The organism is Paraburkholderia sp. SIMBA_027 (assembly GCF_046535315.1).
GTDB lineage: Bacteria > Pseudomonadota > Gammaproteobacteria > Burkholderiales > Burkholderiaceae > Paraburkholderia > Paraburkholderia tropica.
In genome coordinates this window covers 121,443-141,948 of record NZ_JAWRWY010000019.1, presented here as the reverse complement: position 1 = coordinate 141,948, position 20,506 = coordinate 121,443, and the positions used below count along the sequence as shown (strand labels likewise).

General features: G+C 65.1%; 18 protein-coding genes. 8 read left to right on the top strand and 10 right to left on the bottom strand.

The window, feature by feature from the left end; genetic code table 11:
- Positions 1-97: 97 nt before the first annotated feature.
- Positions 98-2,695, bottom strand: coding sequence for an ATP-dependent chaperone ClpB (clpB, locus tag SB764_RS30850; RefSeq protein WP_065060060.1), 2,598 nt, complete (start codon positions 2,693-2,695; stop codon positions 98-100).
- A 208-nt stretch (positions 2,696-2,903) separates the two neighbouring features.
- Positions 2,904-3,392 carry an Rrf2 family transcriptional regulator gene (locus tag SB764_RS30845; RefSeq protein WP_124261025.1) on the bottom strand — a complete coding sequence of 163 codons (489 nt, stop codon included), beginning with the start codon at positions 3,390-3,392 and terminating at the stop codon, positions 2,904-2,906.
- A gap of 182 nt (positions 3,393-3,574) precedes the next feature.
- On the opposite strand from SB764_RS30845, the gene SB764_RS30840 reads away from it, so the two are divergent.
- Positions 3,575-4,129 (top strand): group III truncated hemoglobin, encoded by a 555-nt coding sequence (locus SB764_RS30840; RefSeq protein WP_410865905.1) that lies wholly within the window; start codon positions 3,575-3,577, stop codon positions 4,127-4,129.
- A 120-nt stretch (positions 4,130-4,249) separates the two neighbouring features.
- On the opposite strand, the gene SB764_RS30835 is transcribed toward SB764_RS30840, so the two are convergent.
- The 8 genes from SB764_RS30835 to SB764_RS30800 form a co-directional block, all read right to left on the bottom strand.
- On the bottom strand, positions 4,250-5,605 hold the full coding sequence (locus SB764_RS30835) for a HipA domain-containing protein (protein ID WP_322007855.1): 1,356 nt from the start codon (positions 5,603-5,605) through the stop codon (positions 4,250-4,252).
- Entirely contained in the window at positions 5,605-5,907 is a 303-nt protein-coding gene (locus SB764_RS30830) for a helix-turn-helix domain-containing protein (RefSeq protein WP_065060063.1), read from the bottom strand. Before SB764_RS30830 ends, SB764_RS30835 begins: the two co-directional genes overlap by 1 nt.
- 251 nt (positions 5,908-6,158) lie before the next feature.
- Complete coding sequence (locus tag SB764_RS30825) at positions 6,159-6,641, bottom strand: molybdenum cofactor biosynthesis protein MoaE (RefSeq protein ID WP_065060064.1); 483 nt, start codon at positions 6,639-6,641, stop codon at positions 6,159-6,161.
- Between the two features lie 29 nt (positions 6,642-6,670).
- Positions 6,671-6,928, bottom strand: a complete 258-nt coding sequence (gene moaD, locus SB764_RS30820; RefSeq protein WP_074984234.1) for a molybdopterin converting factor subunit 1 — start codon at positions 6,926-6,928, stop codon at positions 6,671-6,673.
- A gap of 10 nt (positions 6,929-6,938) precedes the next feature.
- Complete coding sequence (glp, locus tag SB764_RS30815) at positions 6,939-8,153, bottom strand: gephyrin-like molybdotransferase Glp (protein ID WP_410865904.1); 1,215 nt, start codon at positions 8,151-8,153, stop codon at positions 6,939-6,941.
- 286 nt (positions 8,154-8,439) lie between these two features.
- On the bottom strand, positions 8,440-9,891 hold the full coding sequence (gene thrC / locus SB764_RS30810) for a threonine synthase (protein WP_065060067.1): 1,452 nt from the start codon (positions 9,889-9,891) through the stop codon (positions 8,440-8,442).
- A gap of 19 nt (positions 9,892-9,910) precedes the next feature.
- Positions 9,911-11,242, bottom strand: coding sequence for a homoserine dehydrogenase (locus SB764_RS30805; RefSeq protein ID WP_110328106.1), 1,332 nt, complete (start codon positions 11,240-11,242; stop codon positions 9,911-9,913).
- A gap of 84 nt (positions 11,243-11,326) precedes the next feature.
- On the bottom strand, positions 11,327-12,565 hold the full coding sequence (locus SB764_RS30800; protein WP_065060069.1) for a pyridoxal phosphate-dependent aminotransferase: 1,239 nt from the start codon (positions 12,563-12,565) through the stop codon (positions 11,327-11,329).
- Positions 12,566-13,101: 536 nt separating this feature from the next.
- On the opposite strand from SB764_RS30800, the gene SB764_RS30795 reads away from it, so the two are divergent.
- The 7 genes from SB764_RS30795 (at position 13,102) to SB764_RS30765 (ending at position 20,502) form a co-directional block, all read left to right on the top strand.
- Entirely contained in the window at positions 13,102-13,476 is a 375-nt protein-coding gene (locus tag SB764_RS30795) for an Mth938-like domain-containing protein (protein ID WP_065060070.1), read from the top strand.
- A 211-nt stretch (positions 13,477-13,687) separates the two neighbouring features.
- Positions 13,688-15,379, top strand: coding sequence for a glycosyltransferase family 39 protein (locus SB764_RS30790; RefSeq protein WP_110328105.1), 1,692 nt, complete (start codon positions 13,688-13,690; stop codon positions 15,377-15,379).
- A gap of 180 nt (positions 15,380-15,559) precedes the next feature.
- On the top strand, positions 15,560-15,931 hold the full coding sequence (locus tag SB764_RS30785; RefSeq protein WP_065060114.1) for an SMR family transporter: 372 nt from the start codon (positions 15,560-15,562) through the stop codon (positions 15,929-15,931).
- Between the two features lie 156 nt (positions 15,932-16,087).
- On the top strand, positions 16,088-17,251 hold the full coding sequence (locus SB764_RS30780; protein WP_074984241.1) for a DegT/DnrJ/EryC1/StrS family aminotransferase: 1,164 nt from the start codon (positions 16,088-16,090) through the stop codon (positions 17,249-17,251).
- Positions 17,252-17,363: 112 nt separating this feature from the next.
- Positions 17,364-18,488: a glycosyltransferase gene (locus SB764_RS30775; protein WP_124261027.1), complete on the top strand. Its 1,125-nt coding sequence runs from the start codon at positions 17,364-17,366 to the stop codon at positions 18,486-18,488.
- The gene (locus SB764_RS30770; RefSeq protein WP_321905769.1) at positions 18,485-19,453 is read left to right on the top strand and encodes a formyltransferase; all 969 of its coding nucleotides are present in this window, start codon (positions 18,485-18,487) and stop codon (positions 19,451-19,453) included. The genes SB764_RS30775 and SB764_RS30770 overlap by 4 nt, the downstream gene beginning before the upstream one ends.
- Positions 19,450-20,502, top strand: a complete 1,053-nt coding sequence (locus SB764_RS30765; RefSeq protein WP_074984245.1) for a bifunctional UDP-4-keto-pentose/UDP-xylose synthase — start codon at positions 19,450-19,452, stop codon at positions 20,500-20,502. Before SB764_RS30770 ends, SB764_RS30765 begins: the two co-directional genes overlap by 4 nt.
- The last annotated feature ends 4 nt before the right edge of the window (positions 20,503-20,506 follow it).

The following is a 20,506-nucleotide window of genomic DNA, read 5'->3' as shown; positions in this document are numbered from 1 at the left end:
CCCATGAAAAAAGGGCTCCCCGAATCGGGGAGCCCTTTTTGTTTGAAGCGCGACAGATTACCGTCGCGCCAGCGGTGCATCAGCGAACTGAGAGCGCTTAATGAACGACGCGCTCGAACACCAGCTTGCCGTCCTGGACGTCGACCGGAATCACGTCCTTCGGTCCGAACTTGCCCGCGAGGATCAGCTTGGCGACCGGGTTTTCGATCTCCTGCTGGATCGCGCGCTTGAGCGGCCGCGCACCGAACAGCGGGTCGTAGCCGACATCCGCGATCTTGCCGAGCGCTTCGTCCGACACGACGAGTTCCATGTCGAGCTTTTCCAGACGCTCGCGCAGGCGCTGCAACTGGATCTTCGCGATCGACTCGATGTTGTCCTTGCCGAGCGCATGGAACACGACGACTTCGTCGATCCGGTTCAGGAACTCGGGGCGGAACTGCAGCTTCACTTCGTTCCAGACCGCTTCCTTGACCGCTTCCTGCGGCTCGCCGTGCATCGACTGGATGAGGTGCGAACCGAGGTTCGAGGTCATCACGATCACCGTGTTCTTGAAGTCGACGGTGCGGCCCTGGCCATCGGTCATGCGGCCGTCGTCGAGCACCTGCAACAGCACGTTGAACACGTCCGGATGCGCCTTCTCGACTTCGTCGAGCAGGATCACGCTATACGGCTTGCGGCGCACGGCCTCGGTCAGATAACCGCCTTCCTCGTAACCGACGTAGCCCGGCGGCGCGCCGATCAGACGCGCGACGCTGTGCTTCTCCATGAACTCGCTCATGTCGATGCGGATGAGGTGATCCTCCGAATCGAACAGGAAACCCGCGAGCGCCTTGCACAGCTCGGTCTTGCCCACGCCCGTCGGCCCGAGGAACAGGAACGAGCCGTACGGCTTGTTCGGGTCCGCGAGACCGGCACGCGAACGGCGGATCGCATCCGACACCGCGTTGATCGCCTCGTCCTGGCCAACCACGCGCTCATGCAGCTTGTCTTCGATCAAGAGCAGCTTTTCGCGCTCGCCCTGCATCATGCGCGAGACCGGAATGCCGGTCGAACGCGACACGACTTCCGCGATTTCCTCGGCGCCCACCTGCGTGCGCAGCAGACGATGACGCTTCGGGCTGTTCTGCTCGGTGGCCTCGGCCTGCGCGACCTGCTTGAGCTGCGCTTCGAGTTGCGGCAGCTTGCCGTACTGCAATTCCGCGACCTTCTCGAGCTTGCCTTCGCGCTGGAACTTCGTGATCTCGGCACGCACCTTGTCGATGTCTTCCTTGATCTGCGCGCTGCCCTGCACCGCGGCCTTCTCGGCGGTCCAGATCTCTTCGAGGTCCTTATATTCGAGGCTCAGGCGATCGATTTCCTCTTCGATCAGCTGCAGACGCTTCTGCGACGCTTCGTCCTTTTCCTTCTTGACGGCTTCGCGCTCGATCTTCAGCTGGATCAGACGACGATCGAGCTTGTCCATCTCTTCGGGCTTCGAATCGATTTCCATCTTGATCTTCGACGCCGCTTCGTCGATCAGGTCGATCGCCTTGTCCGGCAGGAAACGGTCGGTGATGTAGCGATGCGACAGTTCCGCCGCCGCGACGATCGCCGGGTCGGTGATTTCCACGCCGTGGTGCAGTTCATATTTCTCCTGCAGACCGCGCAGAATCGCGATGGTCGCTTCCACCGACGGTTCGTCGACGAGCACCTTCTGGAAGCGGCGTTCGAGCGCGGCGTCCTTCTCGATGTACTTGCGATATTCGTCGAGCGTGGTCGCGCCGATGCAATGCAGCTCGCCGCGCGAGAGCGCCGGCTTGAGCATGTTGCCCGCGTCCATCGCGCCTTCGGCCTTGCCCGCGCCGACCATCGTGTGAATTTCGTCGATGAAGACGATGGTCTGGCCTTCGTCCTTGGCGATGTCGTTGAGCACCGACTTCAGGCGTTCCTCGAACTCGCCGCGATACTTCGCGCCCGCCAGCAGCGCGGCCATGTCGAGCGAGAGCACGCGCTTGCCCTTGAGCGTTTCCGGCACTTCGCCGTTGACGATGCGCTGCGCGAGACCTTCGACGATGGCCGTCTTGCCCACGCCGGGCTCGCCAATCAGCACCGGATTGTTCTTGGTGCGGCGTTGCAGGATCTGGATCGAGCGGCGGATTTCGTCGTCGCGGCCGATCACGGGATCGAGCTTGCCGGCGCGCGCGCGCTCGGTCAGGTCGACCGTGTACTTCTTGAGCGCCTCGCGCTGGCTTTCGGCGTCCTGGCTATGCACCTGCGCGCCGCCGCGCACCGCGACGATCGCGGCTTCGAGCGCCTTGCGCGAGAGGCCGTTCTTGCGCGCGATCTGGCCCGCGTCGCCCTTGTCGTCGGCGACGGCGAGCAGGAACATTTCGCTCGCGATATAAGTGTCGTTGAGCTTCTGCGCTTCCTTGTCGGCCTGATTGAGCAGACCCGTGAGCTCGCGCCCGACCTGCACGTTGCCGTCGGTGCCCTGCACCTGCGGCAAGCGGTTGATGGCGTCGTTGAGCGCGTTTTGCAGCGCCTGAACCTGCACGCCGGCCCGCGACATCAGCGAGCGCGCGGAACCGTCCTGTTGCGCGACGAGCGCCGCCAGCAGATGGACCGGTTCGATGTATTGATTGTCGCGGCCGACGGCCAGGCTTTGTGCGTCGGCGAGTGCTTCCTGAAACTTGGTGGTGAGCTTGTCGATTCTCATTTGAAACGAGACCTCCAGTAATCTTGACTGTCACCAGATTTAAGGGTCATTGAGCCGGTTTCAAGCGCACAGGCCGTCATTTTTTCCGATTTTTAATATGAGGGTGCGCTGGATGCGCAGATCGCCGTCCGCAGGGCGGATGACGGTGAAGCCGGTGGATTCGTCGGATCGAAGCGCGCCGTGAGGAGCGTCGCGAGATCGGGCGAAGTCAGCGCGTGGCGCTCGTCGCCTTTGCGCGCGGGATGAAGTTGACGGGCGCGAGGCCGAGCGCGCCGCTCAGTTCATGCTCCGGTTGCGCCAGTTCGCCGATGGTGTGGCGATCGAGTTCGGCGAGGAAGGCGTCGCGCGCGGCCGCCAGCGCATGCTTGAGGCGGCACTGCGGTTCGATGACGCAGCCGCGGCGCTCGCCGTGTTCGTCGGGAAAACAGCCGACCAGCGCGAAATCGCTCTCGGTGTGGCGCACCACGGTGCCGACGCTCAGCGACAGCGAATCCGCCGCGAGCCGCAGGCCGCCGTTACGGCCGCGCAGGGTGTCGACCCAGCCGAGTTCGCCCAGCCGCTGCACGACCTTCATCAGATGGTTCTTCGAGATGCCATAGGCGTCGGAGATTTCCTGGATCGTCGCCAGGCCGTCGCGGCGCAGCGCGAGATACAGCATCACGCGCAGCGAGTAGTCGGTGTAATCGGTCAGTCTCATGGCGATCGTTAAAAAATGAGTCAGGTCAATCGTGACGCTAATGCGTCTAAGATAACATGCAGCGCCCATGCAGGTTTTGCGCTGTCTGGGTATCATGACGCTTCGTATTTCCAGGCATTTTCCGGCATTTCCAGCCACATCGGAACGTGCCGTGGCATTTGTACATCCGCAACAAGCCCATCATGACCGACGCACGCCCCGCCCCCTACGCCGAGCCGACCGAAGACAACATCCGCGAACTCGTCTACGCGTTCTATGACCGCGTGCGCGCGGACGCGCTGCTCGGTCCGGTCTTCGACGGCATGCTGGCCGGGCGCTGGGACGACCATCTGCCGAAGATGGTGCGCTTCTGGTCGAGCCTTGTGCTCGGCACGAAAACCTACCGCGGCAACGTGCAGCAGGCCCACAGTCCCGTGGAAGGCGTCGAGCCGCGTCATTTCAGCCGCTGGCTCCATCTGTTTCTCGATACCGTGCAGGCGCGCTACGAGCCTGCCGCCGCGCTCCAGTTCATGGAGCCCGCGCTGCGAATCGCGCAGAGCCTGCAATTGAGCAAGTTCGGCTGGGACTACCAGATTCCGCCCGAACAGCAAGCCTTGCTCGATGCGGTCGCGCCGCGCCGCCGTCCCGCAGGCCACGGACACGATCACGACCTGCCCACGCGCCCGCCTGGCGAGCCGTTTCCGACGCGCATCGTCGGCCGTTCGATGGACGCGGACGAAGCCGATCGCGCGAACTGAGCGACGCCTGCGTCTGGCGTCGTCGGCTGATTCTGGCTGTTAGTTGCGATTCATCACGCAAGTCAGCGCGATCTGCCCCGTTTTATGCGCATAACGGCGGCCAGGCATCGCATCCCAGCTTCAAAACAGGCTGCGATCGACTTTCGGCACTTCGGGCGCCAGCTTCAACAGCCTCTCGCTCTGCGCGACGACAAAGCGCGCCACCGCGTCCACCAGCGCCCGTTCCTCGCCCACATAAACCTCGGCGCGCGCCAGTTCCGGCGCAAGCGCACTCGCCTGCCGCGCCATCCGCACGATCTCGCGCTCCAGAAAACGCGGCTGCGTGCGCGTGCGCTGGGCGAAATCCGCTAGCGCGTACGGCGTGAGCTCCTGTAGCCGGAATACGTCGCCATAGGCCATCGCCATGTCCTGCTCGACGTGCTCGCCGTAGGCGTTCACCGAAACGAGGTCGTACAGCGGCGCGGGCTCCAGATTCGACGCGCGCATGAAAAACGAGATGTTCTTGCCATGCGCGTCGCTATTGCCGATCAGCACGTGCAGCAGCGCCCAGCGCACGAGAAACGTGCGCGTCGACAGCGGATTGTCGAAATACGGCTCCAGCGCGAACAGCTTCTCGAAACTCACGCCTTCGCGGATATTGCGCACGTCGGCGACATTGCCGAAATTGCGCTCGTATTTGAACGACACGGGCAGATCCAGCGCCTGACAGCCGTCGATCACATGCCGCCGGCGCACCGCGGTCACAGTCTCGCCATCGGCGGGATCGATGCTTACAGCGCGATCGAAACGCTCGATCAGCAGAATCGGCTCGGGGATACGGCGAATCTCGACCGGCGCAACCTTGAGCCCCAGACGCGCCGCCAGCGTCATGCAGAAGTGCTCGTTGGCGACCATGTGCGGCGTCACGGCATTGCGCGACTCGGGCTTGAGGATATGCGTCGAACTGAGCGCGCCGTCCGCGAGCGCGAGGCGCGCGCCTTCTGCCAGCACCTGCAGCTTGTCCTGATAGCCGGCGACCGAGAGCCGCACCTTGCCGTCCCAGACCGGGAAATCGACGAGATCGCGTTCGCGAATCCGCTGACTCAGTTCTTCCGTCGAAATCGGTCTGCGCAGCGGCGGCGCGGGCTCGACCGGAGCGCCGGGCAGGTCCGAGGGCGGCGCGAAGCTCAGCGCGCCGACGGGTTCCTTGCCGAGCACGCGCACGAGCCCGAAAACGTTCTCCTTCGAGATCTGATTGACGATCGATGCGACGTCGAGCGCGCGGCCTTCCGGCAGCAGGTTTTGCAGGAAACGCTGGACCGCGCCCGGCGCCGCGACCGCGCCCGAGAGCGGGATGTGCGGCGAGAGCGGAAAGGCGTCGTCGCGCTGGCGCCAGGCCGCGTCGTAGTCGAAACCGTAGCGCTCCTCGCGCGATTCGAAGCTCAACGTGCCGACCGGCGCATCGCCGGTTGTGACGCGCAGCGTATGGGCGGCCATCAGGGCGTCTCCTGCGCGCCGGGCGGCATCAGCTTGCGCACTGCCATGCTGGCTTCGCTGCGCGGCAGGACCAGCAGGCTGAGCCCGAGCCCGTTGAGAATCAGAAACACCTTGTCGAGACTGACCGAGCGACCGTTTTCGAGCCGCGACAGCACGTCCTTGGAGACGCCGAGCATTTGCGCGGCATCGTCGATACGCAGTTCGCTTTGTGCGCGGCGATTGCGCACGAGCAGGCCGAGCGCGGCCATGTCCTGCGCCAGCGGGTCCGGGCGTTCAATCGGTCGAGGCAAGGTGCGGGGCATGGCGGGCGCGTCCAGAATGTCCAGATTCTCGGAATCAGCCGCTTGATGCGGCCATAATTCCGAGAATATCAGAATTATTCCGTTGGACGCCAGTTTTGGCGAATAGTTCTCGCATTTAAGGAATAAATCGACTCAGCCCACACGGCGAGCCGATTATTCTCATATTTCAGGAATTATTCCGTACGATCCACGGTTGCGCTTGTTATTCTGATATTCTAGGAACAATCGATAGAATACGCACGCATGCGTGTTTAATCCGGCTTGACCGCCGCATTCCCCGACTCGATCCCCCAACGCGCCAGCGCCGCGTCGTCGCTTTCGCGCGCATCGACCCAGCGCGCGCCGTGCTCGGTCGCTTCCTTCTTCCAGAACGGCGCTTCGCTTTTCAGGTAATCCATCACGAACTCGCAAGACGCGAACGCATCGCCGCGATGCTTCGACGTCGTCGCGACCAGCACGATCTGGTCGAGCGGCGCGAGCTGGCCGACCCGATGCACGATCAGCACCTCGATGCCCGGCCAACGCGTGCGCGCCGCCTCGACGATGTTCTCCAGCGCCTTCTCCGTCATCCCCGGATAGTGCTCGAGCTCCATCCCCGCGACCGCGCTGCCGTCGTTCAGGTCGCGCACGGTGCCGACAAAGCACGCCACCGCGCCAATCGACGGATTGTTGGCGCGCAGTTGCGCGACTTCCGTCGTCAGGTCGAAATCCCCGGTCTGAACCCGCACGGGCATGACTGCTCTCCTTGATCGTCGTGAGGGATTCAGCCGCCGGTGACGGGCGGGAAAAACGCGACTTCGCAGCCTTCGGTAATGCGCGTGCGCGGGTCGGTCATGACGTGGTTGCACGCCATACGCAGCGAACGGCCTTCCGCCAGCGTTTCCGCCCAGACGCCGCCGCGTGCGCGCAGCCAGCCGCGCACATCGCCGACCGTGACGATGCTGTCGGGCAGCGTGACCGTTTCATCGGCGACGCCCAGTGCTTCACGCACGCTCGCAAAAAATTTCAGCTGGATTTTCATCGGTTCAGGCTCAGTACAGCAATTCGGTAAAGGGGATGAAGCGCACGGTTTCACCGGCGCTGATCGCATGATTCGGCGGATTGTCGATGATGCCGTCGCCCCAGACCGTCGAAGTCAGCACCGCCGAACTCTGATTCGAGAACAGGTCGAGGCCGCCCGCCGGATTCACGCGCGCGCGCAGGAACTCGTTGCGGCGATCCGATTTGGTCTGCGTGAAATCGGCGCGCAGCGACAACGCGCGCGGGCTGACGTGCGCGACACCCGCGAGACGCAGCAGGAACGGGCGCACGAACAGCAGGAAGGTCACGAAGCTCGACACCGGATTGCCCGGCAGCCCGATGAAAAACGCCTGCCCCGCTTCGTTCGCGCCACGCCGCACCGCGCCGAACGCGAGCGGCTTGCCCGGCTTCATGGCGATCTGCCACATGCCGATATGGCCTTCCGCCTCTACGGCCGGACGCACATGATCTTCCTCGCCCACCGACACACCACCCGAGGTCAGAATCAGATCGTGCTGCGCGGCGGCTTCGCGCAAGGTCGCGCGCGTGGCGTCGAGCTGATCGGGAACGATGCCGTAATCGGTCACGTCGCAGCCCAGATTGCGCAGCAGGCCCGTGAGCGTGAAACGGTTCGAGTTGTAGATCGAACCCGGTTTGAGCGGCTCGCCGGGCATCGTCAGTTCGTCGCCGGTGAAGAACACCGCCACCTTCACGCGGCGCGTGACCGTGAGCGTCGAGCAGCCGACCGAGGCCGCCAGCCCGAGCGCCGCGGGCGACAGGCGCGTGCCCACGGGCAGGATCACCGAATCCTTCTTGATGTCCGCGCCCTGGGCCGTGATCCACTCGCCGGCCTTGGGCGTGTGCAGGATCGTCACTTCGCCGTCGCCGGCTTCGGCCTGCTCCTGCATCACCACGGCGTCCGCGCCCGGCGGCACGGTCGCGCCCGTGAAGATGCGCGCCGCCGTGCCCGCCGCGAGCGGCTGCGGTGCGTGACCGGCCGGAATGCGCTGCGAGACCGGCAAGCGGCGGCTGCCTTGATGCAGGTCGGCCGCGCGCACGGCGTAGCCGTCCATCGCGCTCGTGTTCATCGGCGGCACGTCGAGCGGCGACACCACCTCGACCGCCAGCACGCGGTTGAGCGCGTCGAAGGTCGAGAGCGTTTCGCTTTGCGCGAGCGGCTGCGCGGCGGCGAGCAAGGTCGCGAGCGCGTCGGCGGTCGAGATCATCGGCGGGCGCGGGGCGCCTGTAGCGGCGTTCGTGGCGGCGCGGGTGCCTGAATTCGGGGCTTGGGGCGTGGACATGGGCGGGATGTTGGGGCGTACGGGACGAGGCGCGATCCGCGGTGCTTGCAGAGCGCTCCGCGCGACGCCTTCGGCAGTGGGTCTGCCGTTATTGTAGCGGCGGGCAGGCGGCATTGCGCCGCGTGCCCTTATGCCGTGAATTCGCCGTGTGCGTCGAGGACTGCGCGCCGCGGGCGGCTCGCGCCCGCGGCGGGTACGGCGGCAGAACCGATCAGTCCTGCGTGTGCGCGGTGATGTAGTCCTTCACCTGCTTCGCGTCGGCGGCCACCACTTCGAAACGCTGCGGCAGCGCCTCCAGGCCTTCGAACGCCGCCGGACGCTCGGCTTCGCGATCGAGCGCTTCGCGGATCGTCTCGCCGAACTTCACCGGCTGCGCCGTTTCCAGCACGATCATCGGCACGCCCGGTTGCAGGTGCTCGCGCGCGACCTTCACGCCGTCGGCCGTGTGCGTGTCGATCATCGTCTTGTAGCGCGTGAAGACGTCGCGGATCGTCGCGATACGGTCGTCGTGGCCGCTGCGGCCCGACACGAAGCCGAACTGCTGCACGCGCACGAAGTCGCCGCTCGCCGCGAGATCGAAACCGCCCTTCTCCTCGACGTCGCGGAACAGCTGCGCGACGCGCGCCGGATCGCGGCCCAGCAGGTCATAGACGAAGCGCTCGAAGTTCGAGGCCTTCGAGATGTCCATGCTCGGGCTGGTCGTGTGATACGTCTCGGCCGACGCGCGCACGCGATAGACGCCGGTGCGGAAGAACTCGTCGAGCACGTCGTTCTCGTTGGTCGCGACCACGAGCTTTTCGATCGGCAGGCCCATCATGCGCGCGATGTGACCCGCGCAGACGTTGCCGAAGTTGCCCGAAGGGACCGTGAACGACACGCGCTCGTCGTTGCTCTTCGTGGCGGCGAAATAGCCCGCGAAGTAGTAGACGACCTGCGCCACGACGCGCGCCCAGTTGATCGAATTGACCGTGCCGATCTTGTGCGCGGCCTTGTACGCGTGATCGTTCGAGACCGCCTTGACGATGTCCTGGCAGTCGTCGAACACGCCTTCCACCGCGAGGTTGAAGATGTTCGGATCCTGGAGGCTGAACATCTGCGCGGTCTGGAACGCGCTCATCTTCTTGTGCGGCGAGAGCATGAACACGCGCACGCCCTTCTTGCCGCGCATCGCGTATTCGGCGGCGCTGCCGGTGTCGCCCGACGTGGCGCCCAGAATGTTCAGCTGCTGGCCGGCTTTGGCGAGCGTGTACTCGAACAGATTGCCGAGCAGCTGCATCGCCATGTCCTTGAACGCGAGCGTCGGACCGTTCGAGAGTTCGAGCAGCGAGAGCGTCGTGCCGTTTTCCTCGCCGAGCGTGGTGAGCGGCGTGATCTTGCTCGCGTCCTCGCCGTGGCGCACGTTGCAGTACGTGGCCGCGGTGTAGGTGCGGCGCGTGAGGTCGCGCAGATCGTCGGCGGGAATGTCGTCGCTGAACTTCGAGAGGATCTCGAACGCGAGGTCCGCGTACGAGAGACCGCGCCAGCGCGCGAGTTCTTCCTTGCCGATCTGCGGATACTGCGCCGGCAGATACAGGCCGCCGTCGCGCGCGAGGCCGCCCAGCAGGATGTCCGAGAACGAATGCTGCTCGCCGGCGCCCGCGCCGCGCGTGGATACGTAATTCATTGCTGGTCCTTGCCTTACCTTAGTTCAGTCCTTCCATGCGCAGCTTCGTCACCGACGACTTCACGGTCGCCAGCTTCTCGATCTGCGCGATCGCCGCGTTGACGTTCTTTTCGAGCGTCTCGTGCGTGATCAGGATGATGTCGGTCTCCGCCTTGCCCTGCGCGTCCACTTCTTCCGACTCCTTCTGCAGCAGCGCGTCGATCGAAATGCCGCTGTCGGCCAGGATGCGCGTGATGTCGGCCATCACGCCGGTCTGGTCGGCCACGCGCAGGCGCAGGTAGTAACCGCTCGTGACTTCCTCGATCGGCAGGATCGGCGTGTTCGAGAGGCTGTCCGGCTGGAACGCCAGATGCGGCACGCGATGCTCGGGATCGGCCGTATGCAGGCGCGTCACGTCCACGAGATCGGCCACGACCGCCGAAGCCGTCGGCTCCGCGCCCGCGCCCTTGCCGTAGTACAGCGTGGTGCCCACCGCGTCGCCGTGCACGACCACCGCGTTCATCGGGCCTTCCACGTTCGCGAGCAGCCGCTTCGCCGGGATCAGCGTCGGGTGCGTGCGCAGCTCGATGCCCTTCTCCGTGCGGCGCGCGATGCCCAGCAGCTTGATGCGGTAGCCGAGTTCTTCCGCGTACTTGATGTCGATGGCGTCGAGCTTGCTGATGCCTTCCACGTAAGCCTTGTCGAACTGCACTGGCACGCCGAACGCGATCGCGCTCATGATCGTGGCCTTGTGCGCGGCGTCCACGCCTTCGATGTCGAAGGTCGGGTCGGCTTCCGCGTAGCCCAGTTCCTGCGCGCCCTTCAGTGCGGTCGCGAAGTCGAGGCCGCGCTCGCGCATTTCCGAGAGGATGTAGTTCGTCGTGCCGTTGATGATGCCCGCGATGTACTGGATGCGGTTGGCCGTCAGACCTTCACGCAGCGCCTTGATGATGGGGATGCCGCCCGCCACCGCCGCTTCGAACGCGACCATCACGCCCTTGGCGCGCGCTGCCTGGAAAATTTCCGTGCCGTGCACCGCCAGCAGCGCCTTGTTGGCCGTGACCACGTGCTTGCCGTTGGCGATCGCGCGCAGCACGAGCTCCTTGGCGAGCGCGGTGCCACCGATCATTTCGGCGATGATCGAAATCGACGGATCGTCGACGACGGCGTTGAAGTCGGTCGTCAGGTCGACGCTGCCGGCTTCGCTGCCGAGCGCCGCGGTGGCCTTGGCCGGATTGCGCACGGCAATGCGCGCGATCTCGATGCCGCGGCCCGCGCGGCGTTTGATTTCTTCCTGGTTGCGGCGCAGTACCGTGAAGGTGCCGCTGCCCACCGTGCCGAAGCCCAAGAGACCTACTTTGATCGGTTCCATGCAGCGTGTGTTCGTCTAAGTGTGTGAAAAGGAAATGCGTTTGCGTGGCGTTTTTCGTGGCGTCTGCGTGACGGGTGCCGTCGCTCAGGTGCCGTGACGCTGGCGATAGCCGTCGAGGAAGCGCGCGATCCGGTTGATCGAATCGGTCAGGTCGTCGACGTTCGGCAGGAACACCACGCGGAAGTGATCCGGCTGCTTCCAGTTGAAGCCCGTCCCCTGCACGAGCAGCACGCGCTCCTGCAGCAGCAGATCGAGGATGAACTGCTGGTCGTCCTGGATCGGATAAAGCTTCGGGTCCAGACGCGGGAACATGTACAGCGCCGCTTCCGGCTTCACGCAGCTCACGCCCGGAATGGCCGTGAGCATGTTGTACGCGAGTTCGCGCTGGCGATACAGGCGGCCGCCCGGCTGGATCAGCTCGTTGATGCTCTGGTAGCCGCCGAGCGCCGTCTGGATGGCGTACTGGCCCGGCACGTTCGCGCACAGGCGCATCGACGCGAGAATGCCGAGGCCTTCGGTGTAGTCCTTCGAGCGGCGGCGGTTTTCGCCCGTCATGCCCGAGAGGAACATCCAGCCCGCGCGGTAGCCGCACGCGCGGTAGCTCTTCGAGAGGCTGTTGAGCGTGACCGTGATGACGTCTTCCGAGAGCGAGCCAAGCGCCGTGTGCGTCTTGCCGTCGTAGATGATCTTGTCGTAGACCTCGTCGGCGAAGATGATCAGGCCGTGCTCGCGCGCGATCGCCACGAGGCCTTGCAGCAGCTCGTCCGAATACAGCGCGCCCGTCGGGTTGTTCGGATTGATGACGACGAGCGCGCGCGTGTTCGGCGTGATCTTCGCGCGGATGTCGTCGAGATCGGGCATCCACGCGTTCGATTCGTCGCAGATGTAGTGAATGGGCGTGCCGCCCGACAGGCTCACGGCCGCCGTCCAGAGCGGATAGTCGGGCGCGGGCAGCAGCACTTCGTCGCCGTCGTTCAGCAGCGCCTGCATGGCCATCACGATCAGCTCGGACGCGCCGTTGCCGATGTAGATGTCGTCGAGCTCGACGCCCTTGACGCCCTTTTGCTGCGCGTAATGCATGATCGCCTTGCGCGCGGCGAACACGCCCTTCGAGTCCGAATAGCCCGAGGAGCCCGGCAGGTTCAGGATCATGTCCTGAATGACCTCGTCCGGCGCGTCGAAGCCGAACGGCGCCAGATTGCCGATGTTCAGCTTGATGATGCGATGGCCTTCTTCTTCGAGGCGCTTGGCATGCTCGAGCACCGGCCCGCGGATGTCGTAGCAAACGTTCTGCAGCTTGTTGGATTTGAGAATCGGTTTCACGGCGGGCTTTCGGTCTGGGAAACGGTCTTAAGGGGCCAAATAGGCGAGTCGGGCATTGGCCGGGCGCGGCATACCGGGAACTATACAGAGCGGGCCGAACGGCGCACGGGCCGCGAGCCTGTCGAGGCAAGGGGCGAGCGTGGCTGCGGCACGGGCCAACTCCGGCTAACCACGGGAAACTGCGGACATCTTCGGGCAACGTGCCAGTTGCAGCTTGTGACTGCGTTCGCCGGCTGGGTGTGTCCACTGGGTGTATCCAGACAGGATGTCGCAGGCGAATGGCGCGGATGTGGCGCTCGGACTGACGGGCTCGAAGCGGTTCAGGCCGGACCCCGCTGGGGCGACGGCGCGCCGCGGCGGCTAAAAAGCTATAATTTAGCGGATTTTGACCGACTTCCGCAATGCGCAAAGCGCCGTCACGGGCCGTGCCAGGCCACGGGCAGCGGCAGCGCGCGGCGTCCTTCGTCCGCGCCGTGCCTGCGCCGGCGCGCGCTGTCCGTAATAAGACCTTCGCTGAGACCTTCCGGAATTCCGTTTTGAAACTACACCAGGACTCCAGCGGCGCCCTGAACACCGTCACCGGTTATGGCGCCGATTACGTCGAGATCAATCTCGAGCGTCATAACGGCAGCATCCTCGTCATGCCTGACTCGCCGGTCCAGCCCTGGCCGGTGAATGCGTTCGACTCGCTCACCCCCGACCATTTTGCGGCGCTGCTGCCGCTCAAGCCCGAAGTCGTCGTGTTCGGCAGCGGCGAGCGCCTGCGCTTTCCGCATCCGCGCCTGACCGCGCCGCTGTCGGCCCAGCGCATCGGCGTGGAGGCAATGGATTTCAAGGCCGCCTGCCGCACCTACAACATCCTGATGGCCGAAGGCCGCCGCGTGGCGCTCGCGCTGCTGATCGAAGCCTGACTGAAGCCTGGTCGGGGCCTGATCGCAACCTGATTAAAGTCCGATCGCGCCCCGGATCGGCCGCCCGATCGCGCGGCCTCGTGCCCGCCCCTTAAGCTTGCCTTCAGGTACGCTCCCCGTGCCGTAGTACACTTGCGCGCCGCGCGGGCGAGGCGCGTATCCACGCCGCCACCCGACCGACTGCAACGTTGACAAAAACAGGCTGGAATCCATGAACGATACGCCCTCGCGGCTGCCGCTCAACCGCAGCGCGATCCTGCTTCTGATCGTCGCTCTCGCCGTGATCTGGTTCTTGCCGCTCGGCTGGCGCCATCTGCTGCCGAGCGACGAAGGCCGCTATGCCGAAATGGCGCGCGAAATGCTCGCGACCGGCGACTGGATCACGCCGCGCTACAACGGCTACAAGTATTTCGAGAAGCCGCCCCTGCAAACCTGGATGAACGCGCTGACGTTCGCGTGGTTCGGCATCGGCGAATGGCAGGCGCGCCTCTACACGGCGCTGACCGGCTTCGCCGGCGTGCTGCTGGTCGGCTTCACCGGCGCGCGCGTGTTCAACGCCGCCACCGGCTTCTTCGCCGCCGTCGTGCTCGCCTGCGCGCCGTACTGGAACCTGATGGGCCACTTCAACACGCTCGACATGGCCCTGTCGTTCTGGATGGAACTCACGCTCTGCGCGCTGCTGCTCGCCCAGCGCCCCAATCTGCCGCGCAACACCGCGCGCCTGTGGATGTGGGTCTGCTGGGGCGCGATGGCGCTCGCCGTGCTCTCGAAGGGCCTCGTCGGCCTGATCCTGCCGGGCGCCGTGCTGGTGCTCTACACGCTGATCTCGCGCGACTGGGCGCTCTGGAAGCGCCTCTACCTCGTGAGCGGCCTGATCGTGTTCTTCGCGGTCGTATCGCCGTGGTTTGTGCTGGTGCAGGAACGCAATCCCGAGTTCTTCAACTTCTTCTTCATCGTCCAGCAGTTCCAGCGCTATCTGACGCCCGCGCAGAACCGCCCCGGCCCGTTCTATTACTTCGTGCCGGTAATGCTGGTCGGCTTCCTGCCGTGGCTCTCCGTGAGCGTGCAGAGCGTGCGCCACGCGCTGCGCACGCCGCGCCAGCCGAACGGCTTCGCGCCGGTCACGCTGATGCTGGTCTGGAGCGCCTTCATTTTCCTGTTCTTCAGCGCGTCGCATTCGAAGCTGATCTCGTACACGCTGCCGATCGCTCCGCCGCTCGCGCTCGTCATCGGCCTCTATCTGCCGCTGATGACGAAAAAGCAGTGGAATCGCCATCTGATCGGCTATGCGCTGCTGGCCGTCGCGCTGATGGCGGGCTCGTTCGTACTCACGCGCCTCGGCGACTCGCGCAACCCCAACGCGCTCTACCGCGAGTACCAGGTCTGGGTGTTCGCCGCCGCCGCCGCCGCCTTCGTCGCGACCATGATCGGCCTGCGCATCGCTCGCGCGAAGAACACGCCCGAAACCGGCGCGCGCGCGCCCGCCGTGGCGCTCGGCACCGCGTGGCTGCTGCTCGCGACCATCGCCGGCACGGGCCACGACGTATTCGGCACGCTGAGTTCCGGCGCGCCGCTCGCGCCCGCCGTGCGCGCGGCCATCGCCAAAATGCCGCCCGATACGCCGTTCTATTCGGTCGGCGTGCTCGATCACACGCTGCCCTTCTACGTGCGCCACTCGATGACGATGGTCCAGGTCACCGACGAACTGGCCTTCGGCATCTCCGAGGAACCGCAGAAATGGGTGCCGACCGTCGCCGAATGGGAGCAGCGCTGGAAGGCCGAACGCTACGCGCTGGCGCTGCTGCCCGCGCAGCGCTACGACCAGCTGGCCGCGCAAGGCTTCCCGATGCAGGTGATCGCCCGCGACGCGCGCCGCGTGGTGGTGGAAAAACCGCAGCCCTGAGCCTGGCGGATCGCGGGCGCGCATGAGCGATAATGCCGGGTTGTGACCCTGACGGCGCCGGCCCGGCAGCCGCGCAGCGCGCGGGCCGTTCCACGCGCCCGCCTGTGGCTGCCCGCCCGCCGCAGCGGCGTCGCGGACCGCGCCCGGTCCGCCCCCATAACCGAGTTGATCACCAGAATGATGAATCCGATTTCCCTTATCTGCATCCTGGCCGGCGTCGGCCTGAATGCCTGTGCGCAACTGTTGCTGAAAGCCGGTGTCAATGCCGTTGGACACTTCGAATTCAGCCGTGCGAACATCCTGCCCATCGGCTGGAAGCTCGCCACGCAGCTGCCGATCATCGGCGGACTCACCTGCTACGTGTTCAGCGTGGTCGTGTGGATCGTGGGCCTCTCGCGCGTCGACGTCTCGATCGCCTACCCGATGCTCTCGCTCGGCTACGTGGTCAACGCGTTCGCGGCCTGGTATCTGTTCGGCGAAGTGATGAGCGTGCAGCGCCTCGTCGGCATCGGCATCATTCTGATCGGCGTGGTCGTGCTGGCGCGCAGCTGATCGGCGCAGCCGGGCCATCCGCCACATCGAAGCGACATCGAAGCGACATCGAAGCGACATCGAAGCGACATCGAAGCAAATCGTAAGGTCGGCGGCGCATGCTTCGCGCCGCCACAGCCTCACTCACTATCTGACGTTCTGACGAGCCAAGCCCTCATGACCCAGTCATCCGCGCAATCCTCCGTACCGTTCCTCCCGTTCGTCAAACCCGAGATCGACGAGGAAACCATTCAGGGCGTCGTCGACGTGCTCCGCTCGGGCTGGATCACGACCGGCCCGCAGAACCAGGCGTTCGAAGCCGCGCTGTCCGAGTATTGCGGCGGCCGTCCGGTGCGCACCTTCAACTCGGGCACGGCGACGCTGGAAATCGGTCTGCGCATCGCGGGCGTCGGTCCCGGCGACGAGGTCATCACCACGCCGGCCTCGTGGGTGTCCACGAGCAACGTGATCTACGAAGTGGGCGCGACGCCCGTGTTCGCCGACATCGACCCGCTCACGCGCAATATCGACCTCGACAAGCTCGAAGCCGCCATCACGCCGCGCACCAAGGCGATCATTCCGGTGTTCCTTTCGGGCCTGCCCGTCGACATGGACCGCCTCTACGCGATCGCCCGCCAGCACAAGCTGCGCGTGATCGAGGACGCCGCCCAGGCGTTCGGCGCGAGCTGGAACGGCAAGCGCATCGGCGAACTCGGCGACATCGTCTCGTTCAGCTTCCACGCGAACAAGAACCTCACGGCGATCGAAGGCGGCGCGCTCGTACTCAACAACGAGGACGAAGCCGAACTCGCGCGCAAATACCGGCTGCAGGGCATCACGCGCACGGGCCTCGACGGCATGGACTGCGACGTGCTCGGCGGCAAGTACAATCTCACGGACGTGGCCGCGCGCGTGGGCCTCGGCCAGCTCAAGCACATCGAGCGTTTCACGCTGCAGCGCCGCAATCTCGCGAAGGCGTATTTCGCGGGCTTCGAAGGCGGCGCGGCCGTGAAGCTGGGCATGGGCCTGCCGCACGCCGACTTCGCGAACAGCAACTGGCACATGTTCCAGATCACCCTGCCGCTCGAAAAGCTCACGCTCACGCGCGCGGAATTCATGGAACAGCTCAAGGAACGCGGGATCGGTTCGGGCGTGCACTACCCGGCCATCCACCTGTTCACGCTCTATCGCGAGCGCGGTTTCCGTGCGGGCATGTTCCCGCACGCCGAGCGGTTCGGCGCGACCACGGTCACGCTGCCGCTCTTCACGCTGATGACGGAAGCGGACGTCGCGCGCGTATGCCACGCCGTCAACGACATCTGCACGCAGTTCGCGAAGTAGGCATCGCCAGCAAGTACCTGCACGGAGTGGGCGCTGTTCGGCCAATCGCGCCCGCCCCGCCCGCCGTACACTGTCGTGCAACACGGATTACCCCAACGGAAAAGACGCACACATGAGTCAAACGGAACAACGCACCTTGACCCCGGAAACGCCGGAAGTCTCGGTCATCATTCCGGTCTACAACGAGGAAGCCGGACTGGCCGCGCTGTTCGCGCGCCTGTACCCGGCGCTCGACAAGCTCGGCACCTCGTACGAAGTCATCTTCATCAACGACGGCAGCCGCGACCGCTCCGCCGCGATGCTCGCCGAGCAGTTCCGCGCGCGCCCGGACACCACGCGCGCGATCCTGCTCAACGGCAACTACGGCCAGCACATGGCGATCCTCGCGGGCTTCGAGCAGTCGCGCGGCGAGATCGTCATCACGCTCGACGCCGACCTGCAGAATCCGCCCGAGGAAATCGGCAAGCTGGTCGAGAAGATGCGCGAAGGCTACGACTACGTGGGCACGATCCGCATGCAGCGCCAGGACAGTCTGTGGCGACGCAAGGCTTCGCAGGCCATGAACCGGCTGCGCGAGCGCATCACGCGCATCAAGATGACGGACCAGGGCTGCATGCTGCGCGCCTACAACCGTCATATCGTCGATACGATCAACCGTTGCGGCGAAATCAACACCTTCATTCCGGCGCTCGCGTACACCTTCGCGCAGAACCCGGTCGAAGTCGACGTCGCGCACGAAGAGCGCTTCGCGGGCGAGTCGAAGTACTCGCTCTATAGCCTGATCCGCCTGAACTTCGACCTCGTCACCGGCTTCTCGGTCGTGCCGCTGCAGTGGCTGTCGTTCATCGGCGTGATTCTTTCGCTGGGCTCGGCGGGCCTGTTCGTGCTGCTGCTGATCCGCCGCTTCATCATCGGCGCGGAAGTGCAAGGCGTGTTCACGCTGTTCGCCATCACGTTCTTCCTGCTCGGCGTGATCATCTTCGCGCTCGGCCTGCTCGGCGAGTACATCGGCCGTATTTATCAGCAGGTGCGCGCGCGTCCGCGCTATCTGGTGCAGACGATTCTCGAAGCGCGCAACGGCCGCGAAGTGGTCGACGTGCCGCGTCAGGACGTCGTGCAGGCCGTGCAGACCGCGCTGAATCCTGTCGGCGCCGCGAACCAGAACGTCAACCCGAACGTCGGCGCCAACGTCGACCAGGAAGCCGGTCAGGACGCACGCCACGGAGCCCAGTCATGAAAGCGCGCGCCGTCGTCTTCGCGTATCACAACGTCGGGGTGCGTTGCCTGCAGGTGCTGCTCGCGCGCGGCGTGGACGTGGCGCTCGTCGTCACGCACGAAGACAGCCCGACCGAAAACATCTGGTTCGGCAGCGTGAAGTCGGTGGCCGAGGAACACGGCATCGACGTCATCACGCCGGCCGATCCGAAAAGCCCCGAGCTGCGCGCCGCGATCGCCGCCGCGCAGCCCGACTTCATCTTTTCGTTTTACTACCGCCACATGCTGCCGGTGGATCTGCTCGCGCTCGCCGCGCGCGGCGCCTACAACATGCACGGCTCGCTGCTGCCGAAGTATCGCGGCCGCGTGCCGACCAACTGGGCGGTGATCAAGGGCGAAACGGAAACCGGCGCGACGCTGCACGAGATGGCCGCGAAGCCCGACGCGGGCGCGATCATCGCGCAAACGCCGGTGCCGATCCTGCCCGACGACACGGCGGCGATGGTCTTCGACAAGGTGACGGTGGCCGCCGAGCAGACGCTCTGGCGCGTGCTGCCCTCCCTCGTCGCAGGTGAAGCGCCGCACCTGCCGAACGATCTGTCGCAAGGCAGCTACTACGGCGGGCGCAAGCCCGAAGACGGCCGGCTCGACTTCTCGCAGAGCGCGCAGGACGTCTACAACCTGATCCGCGCAGTCGCGCCGCCGTACCCGGGTGCGTTCACGGACATCGGCGAGCATCGTTTCGTGATCACGCGCGCGCGGCTGGTGCGCCCCGGCACGCAAGACGCCGAACGCGTGCGCGCCCTCGCCGGATTGCCCGCCGGCATCCACGTAAGCGATAATGCGCTTTTCGCCCTTTGCGGCGACGGCCGCGCCATCGCGATTCACGAACTGCGGCACGCACCGAATCTGGAACACGGCGGTCAAGAGACCGTCGTCACGCCCGCCGCGTTCTCCGACCTCATTTCATCTGTCCCCCGTCCATGAAAAAAGTTCTGATCCTGGGTGTCAATGGCTTCATCGGCCATCACCTCTCCAAGCGCATCCTCGAGACCACGGACTGGGAAGTGTTCGGCATGGACATGCAGACGGACCGCCTCGGCGATCTGGTCAAGCATGAGCGCATGCACTTCTTCGAAGGCGACATCACGATCAACAAGGAGTGGGTCGAGTATCACGTCAAGAAGTGCGACGTGATCCTGCCGCTGGTCGCCATCGCCACGCCGGCCACCTACGTGCAGCAACCGCTGCGCGTGTTCGAACTCGACTTCGAGGCGAACCTGCCGATCGTGCGTTCGGCGGTCAAGTACCGCAAGCACCTCGTCTTCCCGTCGACCTCCGAGGTCTACGGCATGTGCTCGGACGAGCAGTTCGACCCGGACGCGTCGGCCCTCACCTACGGCCCGATCAACAAGCCGCGCTGGATCTACGCGTGCTCGAAGCAGCTGATGGACCGCGTGATCTGGGGCTACGGCATGGAAGGCCTGAACTTCACGCTGTTCCGTCCGTTCAACTGGATCGGCCCGGGCCTCGACTCGATCTACACGCCGAAGGAAGGTTCGTCGCGCGTCGTGACGCAGTTCCTCGGCCACATCGTGCGCGGCGAGAACATCAGCCTCGTCGACGGCGGCGCGCAAAAGCGTGCGTTCACCGACATCGACGACGGCATCGAAGCGCTGATGAAGATCATCGACAACAAGGACGGCGTCGCCTCGGGCAAGATCTTCAACATCGGCAACCCGACCAACAACTTCTCGGTGCGCGAACTCGCGCACAAGATGCTGGCGCTCGCCGCCGAATTCCCCGAGTACGCGGAAACGGCGAAGAAGGTCCAACTGGTCGAAACGTCGTCGGGCGCGTACTACGGCGCGGGCTACCAGGACGTGCAGAACCGCGTGCCGAAGATCGACAACACGATGCAGGAACTCGGCTGGGCGCCGAAGTCGACCTTCGACGAAGCGCTGCGCAAGATCTTCGAAGCGTACCGCGGCCATGTCGGCGAAGCGCGTGCGCTCGTCGAACAGCAGCAAGCGTAACGCC